At 64.7% G+C, this 23,936-nt stretch carries 27 protein-coding genes; 14 read left to right on the top strand and 13 right to left on the bottom strand.

The window, feature by feature from the left end:
- Window positions 1-98 precede the first annotated feature (98 nt).
- Genes G6N50_RS22590 through G6N50_RS22575 form a run of 4 tightly spaced genes read left to right on the top strand, consistent with a single transcriptional unit; the run spans window position 99 to window position 3,287 of the window.
- Window positions 99-980: an enoyl-CoA hydratase/isomerase family protein gene (locus tag G6N50_RS22590; RefSeq protein ID WP_083095586.1), complete on the top strand. Its 882-nt coding sequence runs from the start codon at window positions 99-101 to the stop codon at window positions 978-980.
- Window positions 977-2,293 carry an aromatic ring-hydroxylating oxygenase subunit alpha gene (locus G6N50_RS22585; RefSeq protein ID WP_083095587.1) on the top strand — a complete coding sequence of 439 codons (1,317 nt, stop codon included), beginning with the start codon at window positions 977-979 and terminating at the stop codon, window positions 2,291-2,293. The genes G6N50_RS22590 and G6N50_RS22585 overlap by 4 nt, the downstream gene beginning before the upstream one ends.
- A 49-nt stretch (window positions 2,294-2,342) precedes the next feature.
- On the top strand, window positions 2,343-2,669 hold the full coding sequence (locus tag G6N50_RS22580; RefSeq protein ID WP_083095588.1) for a hypothetical protein: 327 nt from the start codon (window positions 2,343-2,345) through the stop codon (window positions 2,667-2,669).
- 60 nt (window positions 2,670-2,729) lie between these two features.
- Window positions 2,730-3,287, top strand: a complete 558-nt coding sequence (locus tag G6N50_RS22575; RefSeq protein WP_067834319.1) for a TetR/AcrR family transcriptional regulator — start codon at window positions 2,730-2,732, stop codon at window positions 3,285-3,287.
- A gap of 8 nt (window positions 3,288-3,295) precedes the next feature.
- Here the strand turns inward: G6N50_RS22575 and G6N50_RS22570 are convergent, their stop codons facing one another.
- Complete coding sequence (locus G6N50_RS22570; RefSeq protein ID WP_083095589.1) at window positions 3,296-4,498, bottom strand: cytochrome P450; 1,203 nt, start codon at window positions 4,496-4,498, stop codon at window positions 3,296-3,298.
- Window positions 4,499-4,509: 11 nt separating this feature from the next.
- Window positions 4,510-5,343, bottom strand: coding sequence for a mycofactocin-coupled SDR family oxidoreductase (locus tag G6N50_RS22565; protein ID WP_083095635.1), 834 nt, complete (start codon window positions 5,341-5,343; stop codon window positions 4,510-4,512).
- 108 nt (window positions 5,344-5,451) lie between these two features.
- On the opposite strand from G6N50_RS22565, the gene G6N50_RS29785 reads away from it, so the two are divergent.
- From G6N50_RS29785 to G6N50_RS22555, 3 genes are all read left to right on the top strand, one after another.
- Window positions 5,452-5,889: a cysteine hydrolase family protein gene (locus G6N50_RS29785; RefSeq protein ID WP_264028719.1), complete on the top strand. Its 438-nt coding sequence runs from the start codon at window positions 5,452-5,454 to the stop codon at window positions 5,887-5,889.
- On the top strand, window positions 5,835-6,071 hold the full coding sequence (locus G6N50_RS29780; protein ID WP_264028720.1) for a cysteine hydrolase family protein: 237 nt from the start codon (window positions 5,835-5,837) through the stop codon (window positions 6,069-6,071). The genes G6N50_RS29785 and G6N50_RS29780 overlap by 55 nt, the downstream gene beginning before the upstream one ends.
- Before the next feature lie 131 nt (window positions 6,072-6,202).
- Window positions 6,203-7,030 (top strand): rhomboid-like protein, encoded by an 828-nt coding sequence (locus tag G6N50_RS22555; protein WP_083095590.1) that lies wholly within the window; start codon window positions 6,203-6,205, stop codon window positions 7,028-7,030.
- Here the strand turns inward: G6N50_RS22555 and G6N50_RS22550 are convergent.
- The 3 genes from G6N50_RS22550 to ligD form a co-directional block, all read right to left on the bottom strand.
- Window positions 6,971-9,010 carry a glycoside hydrolase family 172 protein gene (locus G6N50_RS22550; protein WP_083095591.1) on the bottom strand — a complete coding sequence of 680 codons (2,040 nt, stop codon included), beginning with the start codon at window positions 9,008-9,010 and terminating at the stop codon, window positions 6,971-6,973. The genes G6N50_RS22555 and G6N50_RS22550 overlap by 60 nt on opposite strands.
- Window positions 9,011-9,424: 414 nt before the next feature.
- Complete coding sequence (locus tag G6N50_RS22545; RefSeq protein ID WP_142275586.1) at window positions 9,425-9,604, bottom strand: hypothetical protein; 180 nt, start codon at window positions 9,602-9,604, stop codon at window positions 9,425-9,427.
- A gap of 606 nt (window positions 9,605-10,210) precedes the next feature.
- On the bottom strand, window positions 10,211-11,242 hold the full coding sequence (gene ligD / locus G6N50_RS22540; protein ID WP_083095592.1) for a non-homologous end-joining DNA ligase: 1,032 nt from the start codon (window positions 11,240-11,242) through the stop codon (window positions 10,211-10,213).
- 26 nt (window positions 11,243-11,268) lie between these two features.
- On the opposite strand from ligD, the gene G6N50_RS22535 reads away from it, so the two are divergent.
- The gene (locus G6N50_RS22535; protein WP_083095593.1) at window positions 11,269-12,339 is read left to right on the top strand and encodes an ATP-dependent DNA ligase; all 1,071 of its coding nucleotides are present in this window, start codon (window positions 11,269-11,271) and stop codon (window positions 12,337-12,339) included.
- A gap of 15 nt (window positions 12,340-12,354) precedes the next feature.
- Here G6N50_RS22535 and G6N50_RS22530 read toward each other — a convergent pair whose 3' ends face one another.
- From G6N50_RS22530 to G6N50_RS22505, 6 genes are all read right to left on the bottom strand, one after another.
- Window positions 12,355-12,642, bottom strand: coding sequence for a CDGP domain-containing protein (locus G6N50_RS22530; RefSeq protein WP_083095594.1), 288 nt, complete (start codon window positions 12,640-12,642; stop codon window positions 12,355-12,357).
- A gap of 102 nt (window positions 12,643-12,744) precedes the next feature.
- On the bottom strand, window positions 12,745-14,004 hold the full coding sequence (locus G6N50_RS22525; protein ID WP_083095595.1) for a cytochrome P450: 1,260 nt from the start codon (window positions 14,002-14,004) through the stop codon (window positions 12,745-12,747).
- 35 nt (window positions 14,005-14,039) lie between these two features.
- The gene (locus tag G6N50_RS22520; protein ID WP_083095596.1) at window positions 14,040-14,945 is read right to left on the bottom strand and encodes a haloalkane dehalogenase; all 906 of its coding nucleotides are present in this window, start codon (window positions 14,943-14,945) and stop codon (window positions 14,040-14,042) included.
- 1 nt (window position 14,946) lies between these two features.
- Window positions 14,947-15,432 carry an NUDIX domain-containing protein gene (locus G6N50_RS22515; protein WP_083095597.1) on the bottom strand — a complete coding sequence of 162 codons (486 nt, stop codon included), beginning with the start codon at window positions 15,430-15,432 and terminating at the stop codon, window positions 14,947-14,949.
- A gap of 6 nt (window positions 15,433-15,438) precedes the next feature.
- Window positions 15,439-16,794, bottom strand: coding sequence for a WS/DGAT/MGAT family O-acyltransferase (locus G6N50_RS22510; RefSeq protein ID WP_083095598.1), 1,356 nt, complete (start codon window positions 16,792-16,794; stop codon window positions 15,439-15,441).
- A gap of 42 nt (window positions 16,795-16,836) precedes the next feature.
- Window positions 16,837-17,913 (bottom strand): SDR family oxidoreductase, encoded by a 1,077-nt coding sequence (locus G6N50_RS22505; protein ID WP_083095599.1) that lies wholly within the window; start codon window positions 17,911-17,913, stop codon window positions 16,837-16,839.
- Window positions 17,914-18,221: 308 nt separating this feature from the next.
- Here G6N50_RS22505 and G6N50_RS22500 point away from each other — a divergent pair, with 308 nt between their 5' ends.
- Window positions 18,222-19,028 carry a 1-acyl-sn-glycerol-3-phosphate acyltransferase gene (locus G6N50_RS22500; RefSeq protein ID WP_083095600.1) on the top strand — a complete coding sequence of 269 codons (807 nt, stop codon included), beginning with the start codon at window positions 18,222-18,224 and terminating at the stop codon, window positions 19,026-19,028.
- A 90-nt stretch (window positions 19,029-19,118) separates the two neighbouring features.
- Window positions 19,119-19,616, top strand: coding sequence for an adenosine-specific kinase (locus G6N50_RS22495; protein WP_083095636.1), 498 nt, complete (start codon window positions 19,119-19,121; stop codon window positions 19,614-19,616).
- Between the two features lie 10 nt (window positions 19,617-19,626).
- Here G6N50_RS22495 and G6N50_RS22490 read toward each other — a convergent pair whose 3' ends face one another.
- Both G6N50_RS22490 and G6N50_RS22485 read right to left on the bottom strand, forming a co-directional pair.
- Complete coding sequence (locus G6N50_RS22490) at window positions 19,627-20,013, bottom strand: DUF1330 domain-containing protein (protein ID WP_083095601.1); 387 nt, start codon at window positions 20,011-20,013, stop codon at window positions 19,627-19,629.
- Between the two features lie 7 nt (window positions 20,014-20,020).
- Complete coding sequence (locus tag G6N50_RS22485; protein ID WP_083095602.1) at window positions 20,021-20,878, bottom strand: SDR family oxidoreductase; 858 nt, start codon at window positions 20,876-20,878, stop codon at window positions 20,021-20,023.
- A 104-nt stretch (window positions 20,879-20,982) separates the two neighbouring features.
- Between G6N50_RS22485 and G6N50_RS22480 the strand changes: the two genes are divergently transcribed.
- From G6N50_RS22480 to G6N50_RS22465, 4 genes are read left to right on the top strand one after another with little or no spacing between them, the layout of a single operon-like run.
- A complete protein-coding gene (locus tag G6N50_RS22480) occupies window positions 20,983-22,068 on the top strand; it encodes an NAD(P)H-dependent amine dehydrogenase family protein (protein ID WP_083095603.1) in 1,086 nt (361 codons plus the stop codon).
- On the top strand, window positions 22,065-22,571 hold the full coding sequence (locus tag G6N50_RS22475) for a VOC family protein (RefSeq protein ID WP_083095604.1): 507 nt from the start codon (window positions 22,065-22,067) through the stop codon (window positions 22,569-22,571). Before G6N50_RS22480 ends, G6N50_RS22475 begins: the two co-directional genes overlap by 4 nt.
- Complete coding sequence (locus G6N50_RS22470) at window positions 22,568-23,341, top strand: SDR family NAD(P)-dependent oxidoreductase (RefSeq protein ID WP_083095605.1); 774 nt, start codon at window positions 22,568-22,570, stop codon at window positions 23,339-23,341. The genes G6N50_RS22475 and G6N50_RS22470 overlap by 4 nt, the downstream gene beginning before the upstream one ends.
- Complete coding sequence (locus tag G6N50_RS22465; RefSeq protein ID WP_083095606.1) at window positions 23,338-23,934, top strand: TetR/AcrR family transcriptional regulator; 597 nt, start codon at window positions 23,338-23,340, stop codon at window positions 23,932-23,934. Before G6N50_RS22470 ends, G6N50_RS22465 begins: the two co-directional genes overlap by 4 nt.
- The last annotated feature ends 2 nt before the right edge of the window (window positions 23,935-23,936 follow it).

Here is a 23,936-nt window from a genome sequence, read left to right as displayed (position 1 = left end):
TTGACCACCGCAACCGGAGGTGCAAGCATGTCAGCTACCCGGTTTGGGCGATCGCTCAAACCAGCTCGCTGACAGTTTCTCGGGAATGAGACGGCTCAATGGCAAAGCGAACCAGATACAGCGAATATCACGATCGGTACGCAAATTACCGGCTCGAGCTCTCCGACGACGGCATCCTGCTCATGCAGTGCCACACCAACGGCGGCTCCCTGGTGTGGGACTGGCGGGCACACGACCAGATGTCGGACGTGTTCGCCGACATCGCGGGCGACCGCGAGATCAAGGTGCTCATCCACACCGGAACCGGCGAGAACTACAACGCCAACTGGGGACGCCTGCCCAATGGGGACCCCGTCGAAAAACCCGACTATCTCCTCATGCCCGGCACCCGAGGATTGCTGAAGCTCGACGAAAAAGCTTGGTATGCGCGTCATTTGATCACCAATGTGCTCGATGTCGACGTGCCGATGATCAGCGCCGTGAACGGGCCCTGCAACATGCACTCCGAGGTGCCGTTGCTCGGCGATATCGTCCTGGCCTCCGAAGACGCCTACTTCCAGGATGCCTCGCATTTTCCGCGCGGCCAGGTGCCCGGCGACGGCCAGCACGTGATCTGGAGCTTCTTGGCCGGCCACACCCGTGCCCGCTACTTTCTGTTGACCGGCATGAAGCTCGGCGCGCAGGAGGCCAAGGAGTGGGGCGTGGTCAATGAGGTGCTGCCCAAGGACCGATTGCTGGATAGGGCTTGGGGACTCGCCCGCGAACTGGTCAAGCGCCCACCCCTGACGCTGCGCTATTCGCGCCAGCTGTTCACCAACCCGCTCAAGCGAGCCTTCCTCGACGAGCTCGGCCACGGCCTGGCCCGGGAAACCTACGCGCAGCGCGCCTTCTTCCCGTTCGGCGGCGAGATGGCACCGCTGGACCGGGCCTGGGACGCGGAGCCTTGGTCGACACCGATAAACGACGGAGTCCGATCATGACCGGCATCCAGCAGCGCCTGTCGACCGGGCGGGGCAAGTTCACCACCGACTATCCCGAACTCGGGACCGCGCCCGTCAGCTACGAGGACTCGATCTCTGAGGAGTTCTTCATCGCCGAGCGCAAGGCGGTCTTCGAGCGAAACTGGTTGTGCATTGGACGTATTGAACGCCTCCCCCGCAAGGGCTCGTACTTCACCCGCGATCTGCCCGGACGCCTCGCCTCGATTGTGATCGCTCGCGACCGGGATGACACCGTGCACGCCTTCCACAATGTGTGCGCGCACCGCGGCAACAAGGTTGTCTGGCAGGAGCACCCGGGTCGGGAATCGTCGGGCACCTGTCGCGCGTTCGCGTGCAAGTACCACGGTTGGCGCTACGGCTTGGACGGCAAGGTCAACCACATCACCAATGAGGGCGAGTTTTTCGACCTCGACAAGAGCGCACTGCGGATGCCGCCGGTGCACTGCGAGGTCTGGGCGGGTTTCATCTTCGTCAACCTCGCCTCGGAAAAGGACGGGGTCGCCGTGCCGTTGCGCGGTTTCCTCGGTGACGGGCTGCTGGGCATCGAGGCTTACCCCTTCGAGAAGATGACTCAGCATTACGGGTTTTCCACCCGCATCAACGGGAACTGGAAGCTGGCCGTCGACTCGGTCTGCGAGTGGTATCACCCGCCGTATGTGCACGGCCGCTTCATCGACCCCGATGTCTCGAAGGCCGAGAAGATGGTGCCGCCGGTCGACTCGTATCACTACGAACTGTTCAGGCCGCACATGCTCACCTCGGTACCGGGGCCGCCGCCGCTACCGCCGCGCGAGCCGGGCACCGCGGGACCGGCCCGCCAAGACCAGCGCTGGGTCTACAAGCTGTTCCGCGCCGGGTTGTTCGGGCCCGACGATGTGCCCGACTTGGGCTTCGAGGGACCGCAACCGGACTTCCTCAACCGCGGAAACATCGCCTCGTGGGGCAACGACCAGTTCTGGGCCTTCCCAAACATTTCGATCCAGATCTGGGCGCGGGGGTACTACATCACCTACACCTATTGGCCCGAAACCGTCGACTCGCACATCTACGAGATCGACATGTACTTTGTGCCGCCGGCCAACGCCGCCGAACGCCTCGCGCAGGAACTGGTGGTCGACAGCACGATCGAATTCGCGATGCAGGACGTCAACACGATCGAGGCCACGCATTCGGCCCTGAAGACCCGCGCGCAGAACACCTTCCACCTCAGCGACCAGGAATTGCTGATCCGTCAGTTCCACACCGTCATCCGCGACACGGTGGATGCCTACCGGGCCGGGGAGTCGTCATGACCCCCGTCGGCGACGATGCAGAGCGAAGCGATGCTGAGGAGCGACGCTCATGACACTGCCCGACGGGTTCGCCGACCTCGAACCGTTCGCCGCCGATTGGGCGCTGCCGGCCCGGGCGCAACGCTACGAGGCGCGGCTGTCGAAGCCCTACGACGAACTCGTCGAGTTTTACGACGCCATCGCCCCCAGGGCGGAGCAAGCGATCGCCTACCTGAATGAGCTCGACATCAACGCTTTACCGGACGACGCGACCAGGCTGCTGCACCTGCTGTATTCGATGATCCTGGTCTCCTATGCCGTCAACGTGTTCAAGCAGAACCGCATCCCGGATTCCGGTGCCGCGTTCTTCGACATGGTCGCCGAACCGGCCGTGTGATATGACCACACTGTGACCGCATCCCAGCGACCGAAGGCGCGCAACTCCACGACGCGCGACATGCTGGTGGCCGCGACGAGTCAGATCATGCTCGAGGAAGGCTATGCCGCGGCCACGTCGCGCCGCGTCGCGGCCAAGGCCGGGGTCAAGCCGGCGTTGGTGCACTACTACTTTCCCACGATGGATGACCTGTATCTGGCCGTCTTTCGCCGCGGCGCCGCGATCTACCTGGAACGCCAGCAAAAGGCGTTGGCCTCCGACCGGCCACTGCACGCGTTCTGGGCCACGCTCACCGAGCCGAAGGACACCCGGCTGCTGCTGGAGTTCATGGGACTCGCCAACCATCGCAAGGAGATTCGGGCCGAGATCTCGGCGTGGTCGGAACGCTGGCGCGAACAGCAGATCACCGCACTGAACTTCATCGTTCGCGAACACGAGCTCGATACGGACGAATTCCCGCCCGCCGCCCTCGCCGTCGTCATCGCCTCCATCGGCCGCACCCTGATCCTCGAGCAGGGACTTGGTACCCACGGTGGGCACGACGAGGCCGTCGCGTTGGTCAACCGCTTCCTGGACCGGTTCGAGATGCCCACGCCGAAGAGTCGCCGGAGCACCTGACACGCCGCTCAGGGCAACACGACGCGCAGCCGCTCCCAGCCGCGGACGGTCGATGTGGACGCCAATTGCGCGGTGTCGTAATCGATGTCCCATTCGGGCCACCGGTTGAGGATCTCGTCCAGCGCGACGCGGCCCTCGAGGCGCGCCAGGTTGGCACCCAGGCAGTAGTGCACACCCTTTCCGAAGGTGATGTGCGAGATGTTGTCGCGACGGATGTTGTAGGTGTCCGGATCGGTGTAGCGACGGGGATCGCGGTTGGCGGCGCCGAACAGCAGCAGCATCGCGCTACCCGCCGGGACGGTCGTGCCGTAGCACTCGAAATCCTTTGCCATCCAACGCGCGACGTGCGGGCCGGTGGGTTCGAATCGCAATGTCTCGTCGACGGTACGGGTCAACAGTGACCGGTCCTCGTAGACCTCGCGGCGCTGGTCGGGATGCTCGGCGAGCACCTTGGCCAGCCAGCCGATCAACCGGCCGGTGGTCTCGTTGCCCGCCCCGGCGACCACCTGCGTGTAATGCAGCACCTCTTTGCGGGTCAGCTTGCGGTGCACGCCGTTCTCGTCGTCGAATTCGACGTTGAGCAGTGTGGTCATCAGGTCGTCCGACGGGTTCTTGGAGCGCCATTCGACGTAGTCGGCGTAGATCCGGCCGTCGGCGATGGAGTCGGCGTTGGCGACCTTCAACGGCGCCCCGGGCTTGGTGCGCAGGTTGGCGTCGTTCGCGTCGCGTACCGAGACCTGTGCGGACTCGGGGATTCCCAACAACATCCCGATCACCCGCATCGGCATCATCGAGGCGAGTTCGGCGATGATGTCGAACCCGCCGGAGCCGACGAGGGGGTCCAGGCACCGCACGCAGTATTGCCGAATCTGGTCCTCGAGAGCGGCCATCCGGCGGGGGGTGAACACCCGCGACATCAGGCCACGCAGCATTGAGTGTTCGGGCGGATCCTGAAACATCATGACACCGCCGGGCATGTCGAATTTCGACTGGATGAGCTCAAGGATGTCGCTTCGCCTGTTGGAGAAGGTCTCCCAGTTGGCCAGCCCGCGCTCGACGTCGGAATGCCTTGACAAGGCCCAGAAATCGTAACGCTCGTTGTAGTAGATCGGCGCCTCTTCGCGCAGCCGCGCGTAAATCGGATAGGGGTTCGCATTGATGTTGACGTCGTAGGGGTCGTAGTAGACGTCGGTGTCGTTGGTGACGGTCATCGATGCTTTCCTTACTTCAGGCAGCTGCCGGCATCCACCGGCAGCGCAACACCGGTGATGTATCGGGCTTCGTCGGACGCAAGGAACAGCACGGCGTTGCTGATGTCCTGTGCGGTGACCCACGGGATGGGGAGCGTGTGGAAGGTTTGGCAGATCGGCGCGAGGTCGTCCGGCCCGGGGTTCTCCAGATCGGGGCGGAAAGCATGAAAGGTGCCTTCGTTGATCAGCAGTGGCGTGTTCACATGGGTTGGCAACACGGCATTGACCCGGATCATCTTGTGGCCCAATTCAACTGCGAACGCGCGCATCAGCCCGATCACCCCGTGCTTGGCCGACGTGTAGTGACCGGTGTGTAAGTAGGCCTTCCTGCCCGCGACCGACGATGTCAAGATGAGCGAACCGCCGCGGTCCCCGTCCAGCATTTGTGGGACACCGGCTTTGACCGTCTTCCACACCCCACTGAGGTTGACGTCGATCATCTCCTGCCACAGCGCCTCGTCGGTCTTGTGTAGCTTGCCGGTCATCGTGCCGATGCCCGCGTTGGCGACGATGACGTCCAGCCGTCCCAGCTGTTCGACGCCGCTGTCGACCGCCGCCTTCAACGCGTCGTACTCACGCACGTCGACTTCGGCGGTGACGACGCGAGCGCCCGCGTCCTTGACCATGCCGGCGGTGACGTCGAGGTCTTCCGGCGTGGCAGCGGGAGCCGGGGATCCCTCGAATCCGCGGCAGATGTCAACCGCGATGATGTCGGCGCCCTCCTGCGCGAGCCGGACGGCGTGACTTCTGCCCTGCCCCCGTGCCGCACCGGTCACGAAGGCGACCTTGCCGTCCATCCGACCCATGGCATCCTCCACCCAATCGACATTGGGCGATCGCCCAAAAGTGTGGCGCAGGCCATGTCTAGCAGCATCCCGACGAGTCCGTCAAGAGCGCAGGAGGGCAACCGAGAGATGATGCTCCGGTGGCGTATGACAAGGCGGCGACCGGGGCTTCCGCTGATCGATCCCTACAACGATTTCATTTCTCCCGGCGGGAAAGTGTGGGATCGGTTGCAAGGCGTCATCGAGAGCAACGACTGCGTTACCCACATGAAGCAGGTGCTGGACGCCGCCCGCGGTGCGAACCTGCGCGTCTTTTATGCGCTGCATCGTCGCTACCGGCCGGGCGACTATGAGACGTGGAAATACGTCGCGCCGGTCCAGCGGGCGGCCTGGTCGCGCAAGACCTTCGAATACGGCACCTGGGGTGGTGAGATCCGTGCCGGGTTCGAGCCACGACCGGGCGACATCGTCGCTCACAACATTGAAGTTCCAGCGGTTTCGCCAACACCGACTTGGACCTGCAACTCAAACGCCATGGGATCGAGCGGGTCATCGTCATGGGTTTGATCACGCATACGTGCGTCGAGGCGACGGTTCGGTTCGCCGCCGAGCTCGGTTATGACGTCACAGTGGTCTGGGACGCCACCGCCGACTACTCGGACACCGAGATGCGCGCCGCCCTCGAGGTGAACATGCCCAACCACGCTTCGGCCATCGTGACCACCGTCGCCGCGGTCGCCGCTCTTTAAGTAGAGGTCACGGGCCGCCCGCATCCGTGAAGATTTCTCGCACGGGTGTGAAGGCTTCGTTAAGAACGAGGCACGCCACCCGCCCGACCAGCACCGTAGAGCTATGACGCCCTTCGAGCTGCCGGCGAACCATGCCGCCTGAAGCCGCGGTCCGGGACGGCACACTGCGCTGGGCTCAGCTGCGGACCGTGCCCGGCGCGTCGTCGGTTCGAGTCACGGCTACCTACGCGGTCCTTTTGCTCGTCATCTATCTCATCCTCGCCGCGCTGGGGCCGCACGCACACGCGGTCGCCGTAACCCGAATGAGCACCAACATCCACAACCTCGGGCGGGGACAGCTGGGCACCCTGATCGGGAGCGCGTTCGTCAACGACGGCGGTGATCTGTTCTTCTGGCTGCCGGGGCTGGTCTGCCTGCTGGCCCTGGGTGAGCTCATGTGGTCCGGCAGGGGACTGCTCGTCACCTTCGCCGTCGGCCATATCGGCGCCACGCTGATCGTCGCGGTAGGACTGGTCGCCGCCATCGAAACGGAGATGCTGCCGGTCTCGGTCGCCCGCGCCAGTGACGTGGGAATCAGTTACGGCGCGGTTTGCGTGCTCGGCGCGCTCACGGCGGCGATCCCGGCGCGCTGGCGCGGCGTCTGGGCGGGCTGGTGGCTGGGTACCGCGGTGGTAGCGGCCGCCGCCGCGGATTTCACCGCCGTCGGCCACGTGGTGGCGCTGCTGCTCGGCATCGGATTGTCATTCCGGCTGCGCTCGGTGGCCTCCTGGACGCCCATGCACCAGGCGTTGCTCATCGTCGGTGTCACGTTCGGCTCTCTTTTGCTCGCCGGGCCTTCGCTGATGGCGCCCGCCGGTGGGTTGGCCGGTGCGCTTGTCGGGCTGGCCACCAATGGCTCCCTAGTCAGAGGACCCCGTCAGTGTGTCGACGTGGTAGCGGCTGGCTGTCCAGGGCGGTGAGTCGGCGGTAGGCGTCAGGCTGACCGTCACCTGCGCTTTACCGGCGGTCGCCGACTGCGGCACCAGGTAGCTGTCGTCCAGCCACCGGTGAAACGGATTGCTGCGCGGTTGAAGCCAGTTCCCCGTGGGCACGCCATCCACCGCCACGTCGGCCGATTGGAAGCCGGTCGCTTGATCCGATGTGCGGCGCAGCACGATGCCGTGATTGTCCGGATCGATCTGGACGTGAAAGATGATCGCGCCCTGGGCGGTACGGACCGAGCCGACGACGGGCAGGGTGTCCCGGGTGCCCTCGTACTCGCTGACCAGTAGTTGATCGATTCCATCGGAGTCGGCGTAGCCGTGCAGCGCTCGATTGACGGCATCGGTGGGGTTGACGTCGTCGCCACCGGTGACGCCGGCATCTGGCTGTGTATAGAGGAAAGCGGTTGAGCTGTAGTCGGGTTGGACCATGTTCCGTTTGCCGTGCTCGATGCCGAATCGCAGCGCGGAGTGATAGCCGATCGCGTCGGCCAGCATGATCCGGTAGACGGCGACGCAATAGTCGGCGCATCCGCCCGTGGCCGTGCGTTGATCGGGTTGGCCGTTGAGTGGGTCGCTGAAGTGCGTGCCGTTCTTGAAGTACCAGCCACCCTCGTACAGGTCCTCGGTGCCGGTGCCGTACCACTGCGGCGACGCGGCGCCGTCGGCATAGACCCGCTCGGCGCCCTCGAGAAAGTAAGGGGCATCGTCACTGAACGCCGTTTTGGTTCGATGGCCGTGAATGGTTTGACTGACACCGACGAATTTCCCGCGTCCCTGTTCGTCAGCGAACAACCAGTCCTGACCGGGGGCCGTCGGTCCGGCATGCGAGCGTGCGGTGAAGTACCCTGCACGTCCGCTGGTGAGTGCGGGCGCCCACTGGGCGTCGGGTGTGGTGGCGACGTCGCTGTCTATCCCCGACACTTCTTCGGTGCTCGCGTTGACCAGTGTGACGCGGGTCGAGTGCGCGAAAGGCATTGGCCACCAATCGCATAACACCAGAGACCCATCGGGTGCCGGGATGCTCGCGAACATCAGCGATCGCACGGTGTTGGCGCCCAGTCCGGCGCCGAAGAATTCCCCCAGCGGGGAGTCGACCAGGGTTCGGCCGTCGAAATCGATCCGCAGCCGCAACCCGGTCAACTGTCGGGCCGCCGGTTCGGGCAGCCGCAGCCGCAACGCCGAGATGCTCGCCGAGCCAGTCGATTCGGCGATGATCCGTTCCTCGCCGGCGGTTAGGTCGATGACCCGCTTGCTGTGCGTCGCACCGGCCGCGGCCGGTTTGGGGTCAACCGTGCCGGCGGAGCCGAGCGTCTCCAGCACATCGAGTGCGGGATCGGTTGGCGAGAACGTGTTCACCCCGTCGGCGTTGGGAAACTGCCGATAATCCACGTGGTAGTACTCCAAATGGGATGCGACGCTGACCCGCATCGACCGCTGATAAGGCATCGGCACTTTGATGTAGTCGCCTCCCGGCGTCTGAGCGGCATTGGCCACCAGCGGCCACACGAACGGGGCCCCGCGCTTGCCGTCGACCAACGATTGCAACGGTGTGTCTACTACGGTCTGCCCGTCCAGCTCGATGCGGATGTTTCCGACGGCGCGAACATTGCCGCCGTCGCGGGTCAGCCAGATCGAATCGATTTCTCCGGCACCGTGATCCTCCGCGATGACACAGCCGGCACCCCCTGCCGCCAGGCACCCGCCGCTGCCGTTGCGATTGCCGGTGGAAATGTCGAAGTCGCCGCCGCTGCGATCAAAACTCGAGACCTGCAGGGTCTGCGAGCCGGGGTTCAAATAGGGCAACCGGTCCAAGCGACGGTAGGTGTCCCACCCCACCATTCTTTCGTCGGGCCGAGTCGTGACGGGTGCAGGCTCCGCACCGGCCGCCCCGGCCCCGGGAATTGGGAACAGCAGCAACGCAAATACCGTGGAGCACACCCGCGCTGCCACCGACATAGCCACTGAGCCTACTTTTGCCGGTCTCATTAGCGGCCCTCGCGGCCCTGCAGTCCAACCAGAACGTCCACCCCGTACTTGCAGTTAGGGTAAAAAATGGATTCCGTACCCGAAGTTTGGTTCAGGCCAGCAGAACAGATTTAAATCCTCTTCAGCCGATTTTTTGTATGTCATTCCCACCATATTCCACGTCCGCGCGAGTAGACATCGCGCGGTGAATGCGCCGATTACCCGCCCTGCGGCGCAGTAGGACTCGATTTGCCCGCAAAGATTTCCGGGAACACTCAGTCACGAGGATTCAAAATCCACGATCGTTCTCTGCCGACTTTCAGTCAGGTGACGTATTTGAATGAAATTTACTCCATTTCCATAGCTTGCCGAGTTGTCGACGCGTAATATCACTTCCCTCGGGCGTCAGATTTCTCCCAAGAACGGAGTGGTCATGTCTGGTTTGAAATACAAAGTAGTTCTCGGTTTACTCCTCACCTTCACCGCCATCACGGCTTCCGGCTGCACAACGCCGATCACCATTGACTGCGGACCCAACCTGACCTGCACGATGTAGGTCTGCCGGGCAACCGGCACGGGTTCCACTCATTACTCGGTACGGCTCATCTTCGAGGCTATTGAGTAGCTCGTTTGATTGGCATTGGGTGCAAGCTTTTCGCACGGCGTTAGGCCCCTGCGTGCCGACGTAGCGGCCGATGCCGTGACGGCAACCGTCAAGTGTTCCTGGCGTGAAAACGTCTGGTTAACAGAGCTTTTGCCGATCCAGTCGGCTCTGTTCCGGCTATCCAACATCGCCGGCACACGGGCAATGCGAGGGCGTGCGCAGTCCTCGGGCCGTGCGCACGCCCGTCGCGAAATACCTGCTGGCGTTTGCCCGGATCAGCGGTAAGCTAATCGCCTCAGTGAAAGCGCTGAAAGCGGTTGGCTCCGATGCCTCGGCGGTTCGGGCGGGGAAATCATGCGGATGAATCCCGTTGGCAATTCCGGGGTTAGAGCATTGCCCCCGGTGTCACTATGACAAATCGCCCTAAGCCACTGCGCGGCAGGAAGAATCACCACTGCCGCACGGGTGCGCCGAGTGATACGTTGGGGTCCTCACCTGGGCACGGCGCCCCATCGACGTGAGAGGGATAATCGCGGGCCGAGAGCGGTTTTCGGTGCCGATCCCCTCGATGACTCCACACGTTTCAGCTAGTTTGGTTGGTTCTTGAGATCTCGATCCCGGCTGGGCTGAACGCGTTTGGGCTCACCGGGCATTTTCGGGTAGTTCGGCGGATACGGCATGTCGCCCAGGCCGCGCTCTTCGTCGGCCGCAGCCATTTCCAGCAACGGTGCGATCGACTGCGCCACGTCATCCATTGCGGCCCAGGGATCTTCGCGCTGCCGTACCAGGTCGGGCACGGTCGCCATGGTGTAGTCGTCCGGTTCGGCGCCGGCCAGCTCGTCCCATGTCAGTGGCATCGACACCGTCGCGATCGGCGTGTTCCGCACCGAGTAGGCCGACGCCATGGTGCGGTCCCGGGCATTCTGATTGAAATCGATGAAGATGCGCTCGCCACGCTCCTCCTTCCACCACGACGTCGTGACCGCCTCGGGTGCGCGCCGCTCTGTCTCGCGAGCCAGCGCGATGCCGGCGCGGCGCACCTCGGTGAAATCCCAATCGGTGGCGATCCGCAGAAAGACGTGAATCCCGCGGCCGCCCGACGTCTTCGGATACCCCACCAAACCGAGCTCGTCGAGCAGCGGCCGCAGCACGTCGACCGCGACGGTGCGCGCCTGCTCGAAGGCGACACCGGGCTGCGGATCCAGATCGATCCGCAATTCGTCGGGATGGTCGGTATCCGGGCAGCGCACCTGCCACGGGTGCAAGGTGACCGTGCCCATCTGCGCGGCCCACACGATCGCCGAAGGGTGGGTGACCTTCAGCGCGTCGGCGGTCCGCCCCGATGGAAACGTCACCCGACACGTCTGCAAATAGTCGGGATGGTGCTGAGGAATCCGCTTCTGGTAGATCTCCTCGCCGTCGATGCCGTCCGGGAAGCGCTGCAGGTGGGTGGGGCGGTCGCGCAGTGCGTCGAGCATCGGACCGCCCGCGACTGCTCGGTAGTAGTCCACCAGAGTCCGCTTGGTACCTTTCGATCCCAGTTTGGGGAAATACACCTTGTCCGGACTTGTCAGGCGCACGGCAATGCCGTCGACGTCGAGCTCTTCTGCAGCACCCATGCTTCCGATTCCAGCACAATCAGGCTATGGACCTCCCTGTCATGCCGCCGGTGTCGCCGATGCTGGCCAAGTCGGTACGCACGATCCCCCCTGATTCGTCCTATGAACCCAAGTGGGACGGTTTCAGGTCGATCTGTTTCCGCGATCACGACGAGGTCGAGCTGGGCAGTCGCAATGAACGGCCGATGACGCGCTATTTCCCCGAGCTGGTGGCGGCGGCCAGGGCCGAGCTGCCGGAGCGTTGCGTGATCGACGGCGAGATCGTCATCGCCACCGACCACGGGCTGGATTTCGAGGCGCTGCAGCAACGCATTCATCCGGCCGACTCGCGGGTACGGATGCTCGCCGAGACCACACCGGCGTCCTTCATCGCGTTCGACTTGCTCGCCCTCGGCGACGACGACTACACGCGGCGGCCCTTCAGCGAGCGGCGTGCTGCCCTTCTCGACGCTTTAGCGGGCTCGGGCCCGTCGATCCATGCCACGCCGGCGACGACCGATCTGGATACCGCGCAGCGCTGGTTCGGCGAATTCGAGGGAGCCGGCCTCGATGGCGTGATCGCCAAGCCGCTGGACATCACCTATCAGCCGGACAAGCGGATCATGTTCAAGATCAAGCACGAGCGGACCGCCGACTGTGTGGTCGCCGGCTACCGGGTGCACAAGTCCGGTGCCGACGCGATCGGTTCGCTGTTGCTGGGCCTCTACCAGGACGATGGCCAGCTCGCGTCGGTCGGTGTGATTGGCGCGTTTCCCATGTCCGAGCGCCGGCGGCTGTTCGACGAATTACAGTCCCTCGTCACCGATTTCGAGGGTCACCCGTGGAATTGGGCCGCGCATGAGGCCGGCGAGCGGACGCCTCGTAAGAACGAATACTCGCGCTGGAATGCCGGTAAGGATCTCTCGTTCGTGCCGCTGCGGCCCGAGCGGGTGGTCGAGGTCCGCTACGACCACATGGAGGGTCGGCGGTTTCGTCATACCGCGCAGTTCAATCGCTGGCGTCCGGACCGCGACCCGCGCTCATGCACCTACGAACAGCTGGAACAGCCGGTGACTTTCAGCCTCGGCGACATCGTGCCGGGACTTGGCGCTGGCTAGTCGCCGCCTTCCCGCTCAGCCGTCGATGTGCGTCGGTGGGTCGGCGAAGCCGAGATCCGGGTTCTGGCCGGGACCCATCAGGCCGCAGTGGTTGTCGGGCACGAGATAGGAACTGGCGCCGTTGGGAACCAACCGGGTGACCGCCACGCAACGCTGCCAGGTGCCGTCAGGCTGGACGGGCCCGTCGCACTTGCTTAGAACGGGCCCTCCGTACTGGCAGCCGGCGCCGGCCGGCGGCGACCCGGCGATCAGCCCCGTGGACATCAGCAGGGCCGCCAATCCTCCGACGATGCACCGCTTCATGGTCGCCTCCCGTCACAGCGCCGCTGGGGCGTTGCCGAGCGCTCGGGGTGGCGATCACCGTCGACAGCCCAGCCCGCAATCACTGACGCTACCGCTACGGGGCTAGACCGTCACTATGAGCTGCGACAGGCCGCGCAGCGTGACATTGGCCTTGTACTGCGGCTCACTGTCCAGCCGGGCGTTCGGGAAACGGGCCGTCACCGCCGACAGGGCCACACCGGCCTCCAGCCGGGCCAGTGGCGCGCCCAGGCAGTAATGCACTCCGCGACCGAATCCTAAGTGCCGCATGCCCTTTCGATCCGGATCGAAAACGTCGGGATCGTCGTATGCGGCGGGATCGCGCTGGGCGGCGGCGGTCAGCAGCATCATGATGTCGCCCGCGGGCACGTCGATGCCCCCAATTGTCATGTCGTTGCCCGCAGTTCGGGCGATCATTTGCACCGGCGGGTCGTAACGCAGGGTCTCCTCGATGACCGCGGGGACACGGCTGGCGTCGGCGCCGAGCGCGGTCCATTGCGACGGTTGGCGCAGCATCGCCAGGACCGCGTTGCCGATCAGGTTCACCGTGGTCTCGTGACCGGCGACCAGCAGCAGGACGCAGGTGGAGACGATCTCCTCCGCGGTCAGCTGGTCACCCGACTCTTCCACGGCGATCAGTCCGGACATGAGATCGTCGCCGGGGCGCGAGCGTCGCCGGTCGATCAGACCGTGCAGGTACGCCCGCAGCCACATCCCGGCGTCCATCCGCTCTTTCAGGTTGTCCGAGGGCGTTCCGGTGAATGCGACGAACGGGTCCAGTGATTGGGCCAGCAGCGCGGATACCCGGCTGAATTGCGGCTCGTCCTCGAGGGGTACGCCCAGCAGTCGGCAAATGACCGCCACCGGCAGTGGATAGGCGAGGTCTTCGACGACCTCGAACCGCCCCTTTTCGGCGATCCCGTCGAGCAACCCGTGAACCAGCGCGGTGAGGTCGGGTTGCAGCGCGTTCACCACCTTCGGTGCGAACGCCTTGCTGACCAGTTTGCGCAGCCGGGTGTGGTCCGGCGGGTCCTGAAACAAGAACCCCGGCGGGGTTTGCGGCGGCGCCTCGGCGCCCGCCTCGATGAGCTGCCGGGTCTGCGCCTCGATCTGCGCGCGGCCGGCAGTCGACTTGAGCCGGTCGCTGCTCGACGACGGGTGGCGCAAGGCTTCGTCACAGTCACGGTAGGTCGAGAAGACCGCAAGGTTGCCCGCCGGCACGGCGAACGATCCGCGTTCGCGAAAGTGAGTGAACAGCGGGTAGGGATCGGCGCGGACTTCCGGGTCCAACAAGCGCAACAACAATTCGTCGGGCGTCGCGGGCTCGGCAGGTGCGGTCGTCATCCCAATAGTGTGCCCGCCGCCGGGCGACCCCTTGGTCAGCGGCGTAAGAACGCCACGATGTGACCGGCCAGTTCCTCCCCCGCGTCCTCCTGCAGGAAATGCCCCGCGTCGCGGATCACCGGGTGCTCGATTCCCTGTGCGCCGCGCATCTCGCGCTGGAAGATGGCCGCCATCGGCCCGGTGATCGGGTCGCTGTCGCTGAATGCGACCAGCATGGGGGTCGGGCTCACCGAAAGCTTAATCCACGCGGTCTTATTGGCCGCCGCGGCCGGATCATCCGGTGACGTGGGCACCAGGCCGGGCATGGCGCGCGGCCCCGCGCAGTAGTCGTCCGCGGGGAACGGCGCGTCGTAGCCCGCACGTTCCTGCTCGCTCATCGGCCGGCGACAACCTCCCTGCACGAAGGCTCCGATGTTCAGCGTCGGCGCCGACGTGATGGCCTCACGGAATCGCCACCAGACGTCGGCCATGGGCTGCTCGCCATTGGGCAACCCGGTGTTGGCGACGACCAACCGGGCGAACCGTTCGGGATGCTCTGCGGCAAGCCGCAATCCGATCAGCCCGCCCCAGTCCTGGCACACCAGGGTGACCCTGCGCAGGTCCAGCACATCGAAAGCCACCGCCCGCATCCACTCGACATGGCGGGCGTAGGTGTGGTCTTCGCGGCGGGTCGGCTTGTCCGAACGGCCAAACCCAACCAGGTCGGGGCAGACGACTCGATGACCGGCGGCGACCAGTGTCGGGATCATCTTGCGGTACAGATATGACCATGACGGCTCGCCGTGCAGCATCAGGATGGGATCAGCGTTTTCCGGTCCGTCCTGGACCCAGGCCACCCGGAGCGCACCGCCTTCATCGTCGGGTACCTCGCAATACCTTGGGGTGTAAGGGAAATTGGGTATAGCGTCGAACCGGTCGTCGGGTGTCCGCACTGTTTGCATGTCAGTTCCCTTCCGATAGCCCGGCCAAGCCCGGATCGGTCATCAATCGATCGAGAAAGCCGTGCTGTCCCTTCAGTAGCTTGACGCGCGCGGTTGCCACCACGAACCAGCCCACCCGGTCGACCTCGGGGAACTCCCGCAGCGTGCCCGAATTTTTTGGCCACTCCAGTTCAAACGTGTTGCTGCGCGCATCAGTAACGTCGAGGTCGCTCCGCACGGCGAAGGCGGTCACCACCTTGCCGCCGGATTGTTTCAGCTGACCAAGGTCGATGCGCGGCCCCGCCGGCACCGATAGTCCCAGCTCCTCGGAGAACTCACGCTGCGCGGCCGCCCACACATCCTCACCGTCGGCGTACTCACCTTTCGGGATCGACCACGCGCCGTCGTCCTTGCGGGCCCAGAACGGCCCACCCGGATGCGCGATCAAGACCTCGACAACGCCATCGCAGGTCCGGTACAACAGCACACCCGCGCTCAACTTTGGCATTGATTTTTATTCTCCCACAGCGTGTTCCAGGTCCTTCAGCGAGGATTCCAGGTGCGCGAGCAGGCGCTGCAGGTGCGGCACGCTGCGCCGGCACCCCACCAGACCGAAGTCCAGATTGCCGGCGTTGGTGGCCAGCGTGATGTTCAGCGCCTGGCCGTCCAGCGCGATGGACAGCGGGTAGTTGCCGTCGAGCCGGGCGCCCCCGTAATAGATCGGCTGCGTCGGTCCCGGCACGTTCGAAATGATGATGTTGAACGGGGGTGACGTCGATGCCACCCAGCCCGGGACCGCCGCCAACGCCAACGCTGACGTATTGACGGCGGACAGCGCCAGGGCCTGGAACCGCGGCAACTCCGAGAACACCTTCTTGTTGCTGCGCATCGATTCGCTGATGGTCAGCAGGCGCTGCGCGGGGTCATCGATATCGGTAGCGAGGTTGCACAGGATGGCGCCGACCAGGTTGCCGCCCGCGTCGGCCTCTTCCTCGGTGCGCAGGCTGACCGGGACCATCGCGATCAGCGGCGTGTCCGGCAGCGCGTCTTGCTCGATCAGGTAGTAACGCAGGGCGCCCGAGCACATCGCCAGGACGACGTCGTTCACCGTGACACCCGCCGCCTTCTTCACGCTCTTGATGCGGTCCAGCGACCAGGACTGCGCGGCGCAGCGGCGAGCGCCGCCGATCTTGACGTTCAGCATGGTTTTCGGCGCCCTGAATGGCAGCGTCAGTTGCTGTTCGAGTAGCGCGGCACGCGCCAGGCCTAAAGTCGAGGGGGCAAGCGCCGCAATGGCTCCCGCCGCTCGCGCCAATGAGCTCAACGGAGACGACGGGCTGCTTGTGCGCTTGGGTTTGTGCAGGGTCCACGGGGCGTGGATCTCGGAGTCGTCGGGATCGGTGGACAACGCGCGCTGCATCAGCTTTTGCGCGGAGACGCCGTCGATCAGTGCGTGGTGAACTTTGGTGTAGATGGCGAAGCGGCCGTCCTTCAGGCCTTCGACTATGTGCGTCTCCCACAACGGTCGGTGACGATCCAGCAGGCTGCTGTGCCACCGCGACGTCAACTCGAGCAATTCACGGACCCGTTTGGGCGACGGCAGCGCCGAACGCCGGACATGGTAGTCGATGTCGACGTCGTCGTCGTATGTCCAGCCCAGGTTTGCGATTCCGCCGACAAAGCTCGCGGGATGCTTGCGAAACGTGGGCTGGAAATCCCGCTGGGAGGCCAGACTCTTGTAGAGCTCACGCACGAAACCGCGGCCTGCGCCCGGCGGGGGCTCGAACAACTGCAAGCCGCCGACGTGCATGGGATGTTCGCGGGATTCTCCCAGGAGAAAGATCGCGTCGGTGGGCATCATCAGTTCCATCCACCCATTAGACCGCGACTGACGCCGGGGCGATGGCGCTCGTCAGAACATCGCCGCCGAACCGGTGTCGGGATGGCTGCGCATGTAATCCACGAGCCGATCCACATAGCTGCGGAATGCGGGCGGCTCGATCCCACTGCCGGCGAGGTCGGCTCGGCAATGATCGGTCGAGTAGAAGGTGGGTTGGGCGAAGTAATCGACGGCTTCGGGAGGGATCCGCATCCAGCGGTAGAGCCCCGGCACATGCGCCAGTGAGGCTTTCGTCAATTTCCGGGGCAGCGGAATCTTGACGAGTTCGCGGCCCGTCGCCTGGGCCAACGTATCCGCCATCTCATCGACCGTGAGCGGACGCGGATCCGCCAGCTGATAGGTGCGCCCCTCGGAAACGGGCAGGCCGCTCAAATATCCGACCGCGTCGACGATGAAGTCGCGGGGGACCACGTTGACGCGCGTCATCGTGGGGTCACCGACCATCGGGAGGACCGCGTGCCGAGGCTGTCGCAGCAGCCACTGCATGACGAAGTAGGGTCCGTCGAATTTTTGTGTCTGTCCGGTGCGGCTGTCGCCGACGACAATCGACGGGCGATAGATCGTCGCGGGCATGCCCGCGGACATGTGCCAGCGCACGTCCGCCTCCGCGAGGTGCTTGGTCTCTTCGTAATGGTTGTTGAACGGAGCCCCGACTTCGAGGGCGTCCTCGCTGAACGGGCCGGCATAGCGCCCGCTGACGTAGCAGGTGCTGAAGTAGTGCAGACGCGTCAGGGAGGGACAGCGCTGGAGAACGTCCAGGACGTTTCGGGTGCCGTTGACATTGACCCGAACCGCCACGTCGCGGGGAACCGCCAAGTCATATGCGGCGGCCAGGTGCCACGCCTCGGTGACTTCGGCGAGGGTGTCCGCGCCGATGCCGAGACCGGGCTGGGTGATGTCGCCTTCGACCAGCTGAATCCGCCCCTCGAGGAAGGGTTCCGCAGAGCTCAGCTCCGCCACGCGTCGCTGAGCCGGTACGCCGAATTTCCGTTGCACCAGACAGATTGCCGAATCCCCAGTGCGCTTGAGAATGCCTGGCAGCAACGCGCTACCGAGAAAGCCGGGAAACCCGGTCATCAATACGGTCATGGCTGCACTCCTTACCGGCTCGGTTTGTTGTCAAAGTGGTTGCGGTGGAAAAACTTTGCGGCCCCGCGCCGCACGCGTGCGAAGCGCATTCCTCGATGAGAATGGGTAGGGCGTTCATCGCTCTCTCCCCTACCGACAGGGTGCCGTAGAAGAGAAGACGCTATCGACTCCGGGCGGGTGTTAGGGCGGGTCTTTTGACCCTCCACGACGGCCATTGGTCCTCGGGTTGGATTGACTGGCAGCCGGCCGGTGCGCAATCGCAGATACTGCTGATCAGATGTTCCACCTGAAGACAGCGCAGGGCAGTCATGAACGGCACCGAGGCCGACCAGCTTGAGCTGGCCAGATGGGATCCCGTCTTCACCGAGCTGATGATCAATCTGGTCACGCCTGTCATCCGGAGATGGTTTCGGTCGGAGGTAAGGGGCTTGGACACCTTCCCGCCGAACGGCGGCGCCCTGTTGGTGTCCAACCATTCCGGCGGTGTACTGACGCCCGACTGGAACGTGCTCGCCCCCGCGCTCTACCGCAGGTTCGGCTATGACCGCCCGTTGTTCACCCTGGCCCACTACGGGGTGTTCTTCACACCGTTCCGCGCAGCGCTAAGCCGGCTCGGTGTCATTCACGCCACCCGGGAGAACGCTGCCGCAGCGTTGCGTTCGGACGCGATCGTGCTGGCCTTCCCGGGCGGGGACTATGACGCGTTCCGGCCGACCCTGAGGCAGACCGTCGTCGATTTCGGTGGCCGGACCGGATACGTCAGCACCGCGATCAAGGCCGACGTGCCGATTGTGCCCGCCGTCTCGATCGGGGGCCAAGAAACCCAGCTCTTCGTCACCCGGGGCAACTTGCTGGCGAAACGGTTGGGGCTCAAGCGGTTCCGGATCGAGATCCTGCCGGTTACCATCGGCATCCCCTTCGGGTTGACGGTGTTCTTCCCCGCCAACATCCCGCTACCCGCCAAGGTCGTCTATCAGATTCTGCCGCCGATCGACGTCGCCGCGCAGTTCGGCAAGGACGCCGATGTTCACCAGGTCGACGCCCATGTGCGCGCGGTGATGCAAACCGCTCTGGACCGGCTGGGCCGCGAGCGCCGGTTACCGCTTTTGGGTTGAAGATCGCTTCCGTTGAAGATGCCTTTCGGCCCGGCATAAGGGACGAAAGCCTTTAGCTTTTGGGCCGTGGCCGAGTGGCAGCATGGGTTGGTGACGACAACATCGCTGACATGGGAAGTGGTGGCCGTTGACAAGCCGGAAGATGTCAACGTGGTCATCGGCCAGGCGCACTTCATCAAGACGGTCGAAGACCTGCACGAGGCGCTGGCCGGAGTGAGCCCGTCGCTGCGGTTCGGCCTGGCCTTCTGCGAGGCGTCCGGACCGCGGTTGGTTCGCCGCAGTGGCAACGACGCCGATCTGGTCGAATTGGCGACACGCGCCGCGCTGGCCATCGCGGCCGGGCATAGCTTCGTGATCTTCTTGCGCGAGGGCTTTCCGGTCAATGTCCTCAATCCCGTGAAGGCGGTGCCCGAAGTCTGCGGGATCTACTGCGCCACAGCGAATCCGGTCGATGTCATTGTTGCGGTGTCCCCGCGCGGTCGCGGCATCGTAGGCGTGATCGATGGGCAGCCTCCCGTTGCGGTGGAAGGCGATAGTGACGTGGCCGAGCGGCACGATCTGCTGCGCATCATCGGCTACAAACTCTGAGTAGGTCGAGTCAGTCGACCGCGACCGACCATACCGACGTCGCGATCAGGTCCCCGCGCTCCAACCCAACGGCGCGGTGTTGGTGAACCTCCGCGTACTCAGCGGTGCTCACCATGTCGATGAACGCCTGGGGCGTCGGATACTCGACAACGAGAATCGCGTCCCACCATGGCTGTTCACCATCGCCTATGACGAATGCCGGTGCGGTCCCCATGTACCGGACGGTGGCACCTACGCGCTGGAGGTGCGGTGCGACCTCACGCCCGTAACGCCGGTAAGACTCCACCCCACCCGGGGTTTTGAACTTCAACAGGTTGACCATCACGACCGGCGCGTCGCCGGGCCGCGCGGCCAGGGCCGCGAACTGTTCGGCGGTGGGCTCCAAGGAACTGCTCATTCGTCGATTACAGCAGATCGGTGATCGTCTTCAGGCCCGCGTCGTAGAGCACCCCGGGCAGCATCCCGCCGTCGCATTCGATGGTGGTGCCGTTGACGAAGTCGGCCTGTCCGCCGGCCAGAAAGACGCAGACCCGCCCGACCTCCGCCGGCTCGCCGGCACGGCGCAACGGGACGGCGGCGAAATACTTTGCGCCATCGGGGTCGTCCTTGGGCAGCACGAACGACCGGAAGTTCTCGGTCATCGTCGGTCCCAAGGCGACGCAGTTGACCCGCACCCTGGGACCCCACTCGTCGGCCAGCGAACGGGTGAGATGGTTGAGACCGCTTTTGGCCGCGCCGTAGGAGACCAGGGTTGGCGATCCGGCCGGATGCCCGGCGCCGCTAGAGATGTTGATGATGCAGCCGACGCCGTCCTGGGTCTGCATCTGCCGATACGCACGGATCGCGAACCACAGCGGGCTGATCAGGTTCATCTGCACGGCGAACGCGTGAAACAGGGCCGTGCGCGCGTAGTCGTCATCGGCGGCGGGTGCGCCCTGAATACGTTGCACCAGTTTGGGAATGCTCTCTGCATGCGGCGCTGGAACGGTGCCCCCGGCATTGTTCACCAGAATGTCGACCCGACCGTGGGTGGCCACCACGTCGGCGACGAACGCGTCGATCGAGCGATAGTCGCCCTGATCGCACACCTGCTGGGAAGCGCGATCCGCCCAGTCGGGTTCGATGCCGGGAATGGTGTCGAGCGTTGATCGCGAGCAGCCGATCACGGTGGCACCGGCGCGCAGCAGTTCATGGGCGATGCCCACACCCACCCCGCGACTGGTGCCGGTGACGATCGCGATCTTGCCGTCGAGAGCGCTCATGATCAGGCCTCCTAGCCGGTGCCATTGTTGACAGTCACTGCCAGCGGGTCATACTGTGCCATTTCGGTCGTTAACGTGTAAAGGCGCGTAATCGAGAGGAACCGATGAGTAGTTCGTCCAAGCTTCGCGTAATCCAGTGGGCGACCGGGGGCGTCGGTAAAGCCGCCATCGCGTGCGTGCAAAATCATCCTCAACTCGAGTTGGTCGGCTGCTGGGTGCATAGCAAAAACAAGAACGGCGTCGACGTCGGCCGAATCATCGGGACGCCGGATCTCGGCGTCACCGCCACCACCAGCATCGACGAGATCCTGGCGCTTGACGCCGACTGCGTCGTGTACAGCCCACTGATACCCAACGACGACGAAGTGATCGCGATCTTGCGGTCCGGCAAGAACGTGGTCACACCGATTGGCTGGGTCTACCCCGATCCGGCCAACAAGCGCCACCGGGCCGTCGCCGACGCTGCGACGGAAAGCGATGTGACGCTGCATGGTTCGGGCATTCACCCCGGCGGCATCACAGAGCGATTCCCGCTCATGGTGTCCTCGCTGTCGTCTGCGATCACGCACGTGCGTGCCGAGGAGTTCTCCGACATCCGCACCTACAACGCACCGGACGTGGTGCGCCACATCATGGGATTCGGCGGCACTCCCGAGGAAGCGACCCAAGGGCCGATGGCCGGCCTGCTCGAGGCCGGCTTCAAGCAATCGGTGCGGATGATCGCCGATCACATGGGATTCCGCATCGATCCCAACATCAGGACCATCCAGGACGTCGCGATGGCGACCTCCGACATCGACTACGACCCGTTCCCGATCACGGCCGGCACGGTGGCCGCACGCCGGTTCCGCTGGCAGGCGCTGGTCGATGGCGAGCCCGTCATCACCGCGGCGGTCAACTGGCTGATGGGCGAGGAAAACCTGGACCCCGCCTGGAATTTCGGCGAGCGGGGTGAACGCTTCGAGGTGGAGATCACCGGCGACCCCGACGTGAACCTCACCTTCAAGGGCCTGCAACCGGAGACGATCGCGGAAGGCCTGGTGAAGAATCCTGGTGTCGTGGTCACCGCCAACCACTGCGTCAACGCCATCCCAGACGTCTGCGCCGCCGAGCCGGGCATCAAGACCTACCTCGACTTGCCGTTGTTCGCCGGCCGCCCGGCCCCGGGGCTTGCCGCGGGCAGGACATGACCGAAAAGAGTGTGCTCGACGACGTGTCGTTCTGTCACCTGGTCGTCGGAGTCACGGACATGGACCGTGCGCTGGCGTTCTACCGCGACGCCCTGGGCATGGAGGTGGTCTTCGAAACCCTCATCTCCGGAGAGCCTTTCGACGCGGCATTGCACGCGACACGCAAGCAGGAGGGACGGGTGGTCGGCGGTCTGCTGGGTGGGTTGATGATCGAGCTGTTGTCGATCGGGGCCAATCCACCGGGCCAGCGCCCAACGCGTCGCGGCATCACCGGCATCCACAACGTGTCACTGTCGGTGACCGATCTTGACGACACCCACCGCCGCCTGAGCAACGCCGGCTATACCCCGGATCAGGGTCCGTTCGAGATCGGCGGTGTGCGAATGTTTTTCGTCAAGGACCCGGACGGGACACCGATGGAGTTCATCGAACTGCCTGACGGGGCGCGTAGCACCTACGAGATGCGCCGCGGAGTGCAGCTGCAAATGGGACCCGCCAGATGAGCTACAGCCACCCCGGTTCGATGCGCGGACACGTCGCGATCGTTACCGGTGCCGCCCAAGGCGTCGGTAAGGGTGTCGCCGCCGCGTTGCTCGAACGCGGCGCCGGCGTGCTGCTGGTCGACATTCAAAACGAGGTTCTCGACAAAACCACCGCCGAGCTCAGGACGCTCGGACGGGCGGAACAGCTCGTCGCCGATCTGCGCGACCCGGACAGCGCACAACGGATCGCCGCCGCCGCGGTCGACGCCTTCGGCACGGTGCACGGCCTGGTCAACAACGCCATCGCCACCAACGAGCCCAAGGCATTCGTCGACATCACCACCGAAGACCTCGCCCTGGGCTACGACGTCGGCCCCCGGGCGACCTTCCTGTTGATGCAGGCCGTGCACCCGTTGATGGTCCAGGCCGGCGGCGGATCGATCGTCAATCTCGGGTCCGGGACGGGCACCGGCGGCGAACCCAAGTGGGGCGGTTACGCCGCCGCCAAGGAAGGCATCCGCGGGTTGTCGAAGGTGGCCGCGTTGGAATGGGGGCGCGACAACATCCGCGTCAACGTCATCTGCCCCTTCGCCGAGTCCGACGGCGTCAAATTTTGGAAGTCTTTCGCGCCCAAGGAGTACGACAAGGCCGTGGGACGTGTTCCGATGAAGCGCATCGGCGATGTCCGCACCGACGTGGGCGCGCTGGTGGCGTTCCTACTCGGCAGCGACGCCACCTTCATCACCGGACAGACCATTCACGTCGACGGCGGGATCGGCTGCTTCCGATGACCGGCGAGTCGCTCCGCGACCGGCAGCGCGCACAGATCCGGGCCGATCTCCGGCGTGCGGCGTTCCGCCTGTTCGTCCAGCGCGGGTACGACGCGGTGACCACCGAGGAAATCGCGACGGCCGCGGGCGTTTCCCCACGCACGTTCTTTCGGCATGTACCGGCGAAGGAGGAACTTCTCCTTGCACCGGTGCGGTACGGCGGGGCCGCGATCGTCAACCTGCTCGAAGGGCGCCCCGCCGCCGAGTCACCCGATGTCGCCCTGATCAACGCCATCATCACGCGGACTCGCTCCTTCGAACAGGTCGACACCGAGGAATGGCGCGAGGCCCTGCTGGTGGTCCCCGACCTGCTCGACAAGGTCACCGTGCACCGGCCCGCCGATAAGGAGCGCGCAACCAAGCTCATCGCCGAACGGATGGGCGTCGATCCGGATGCCGATATCCGCCCCGGCCTACTGGTCCAACTCGCCTTCGCTGCAGCGGATTTCGCCTTTCAGCAATGGGTGCGGCAAGCCGGTAAGTCTCGGCCGCTGGATCGATACGTCACCGACGCCCTCGATGCGGTCAAAAGCCCGCACTGGAAACGCCGGTGAGT

The sequence above is a fragment of the Mycobacterium mantenii genome (assembly GCF_010731775.1).
In the GTDB taxonomy this organism is placed as follows: Bacteria; Actinomycetota; Actinomycetes; order Mycobacteriales; family Mycobacteriaceae; genus Mycobacterium; species Mycobacterium mantenii.
The sequence above is the reverse complement of the archived record's forward strand: the minus strand, read 5'-3'. Positions and strand labels throughout refer to the sequence as shown.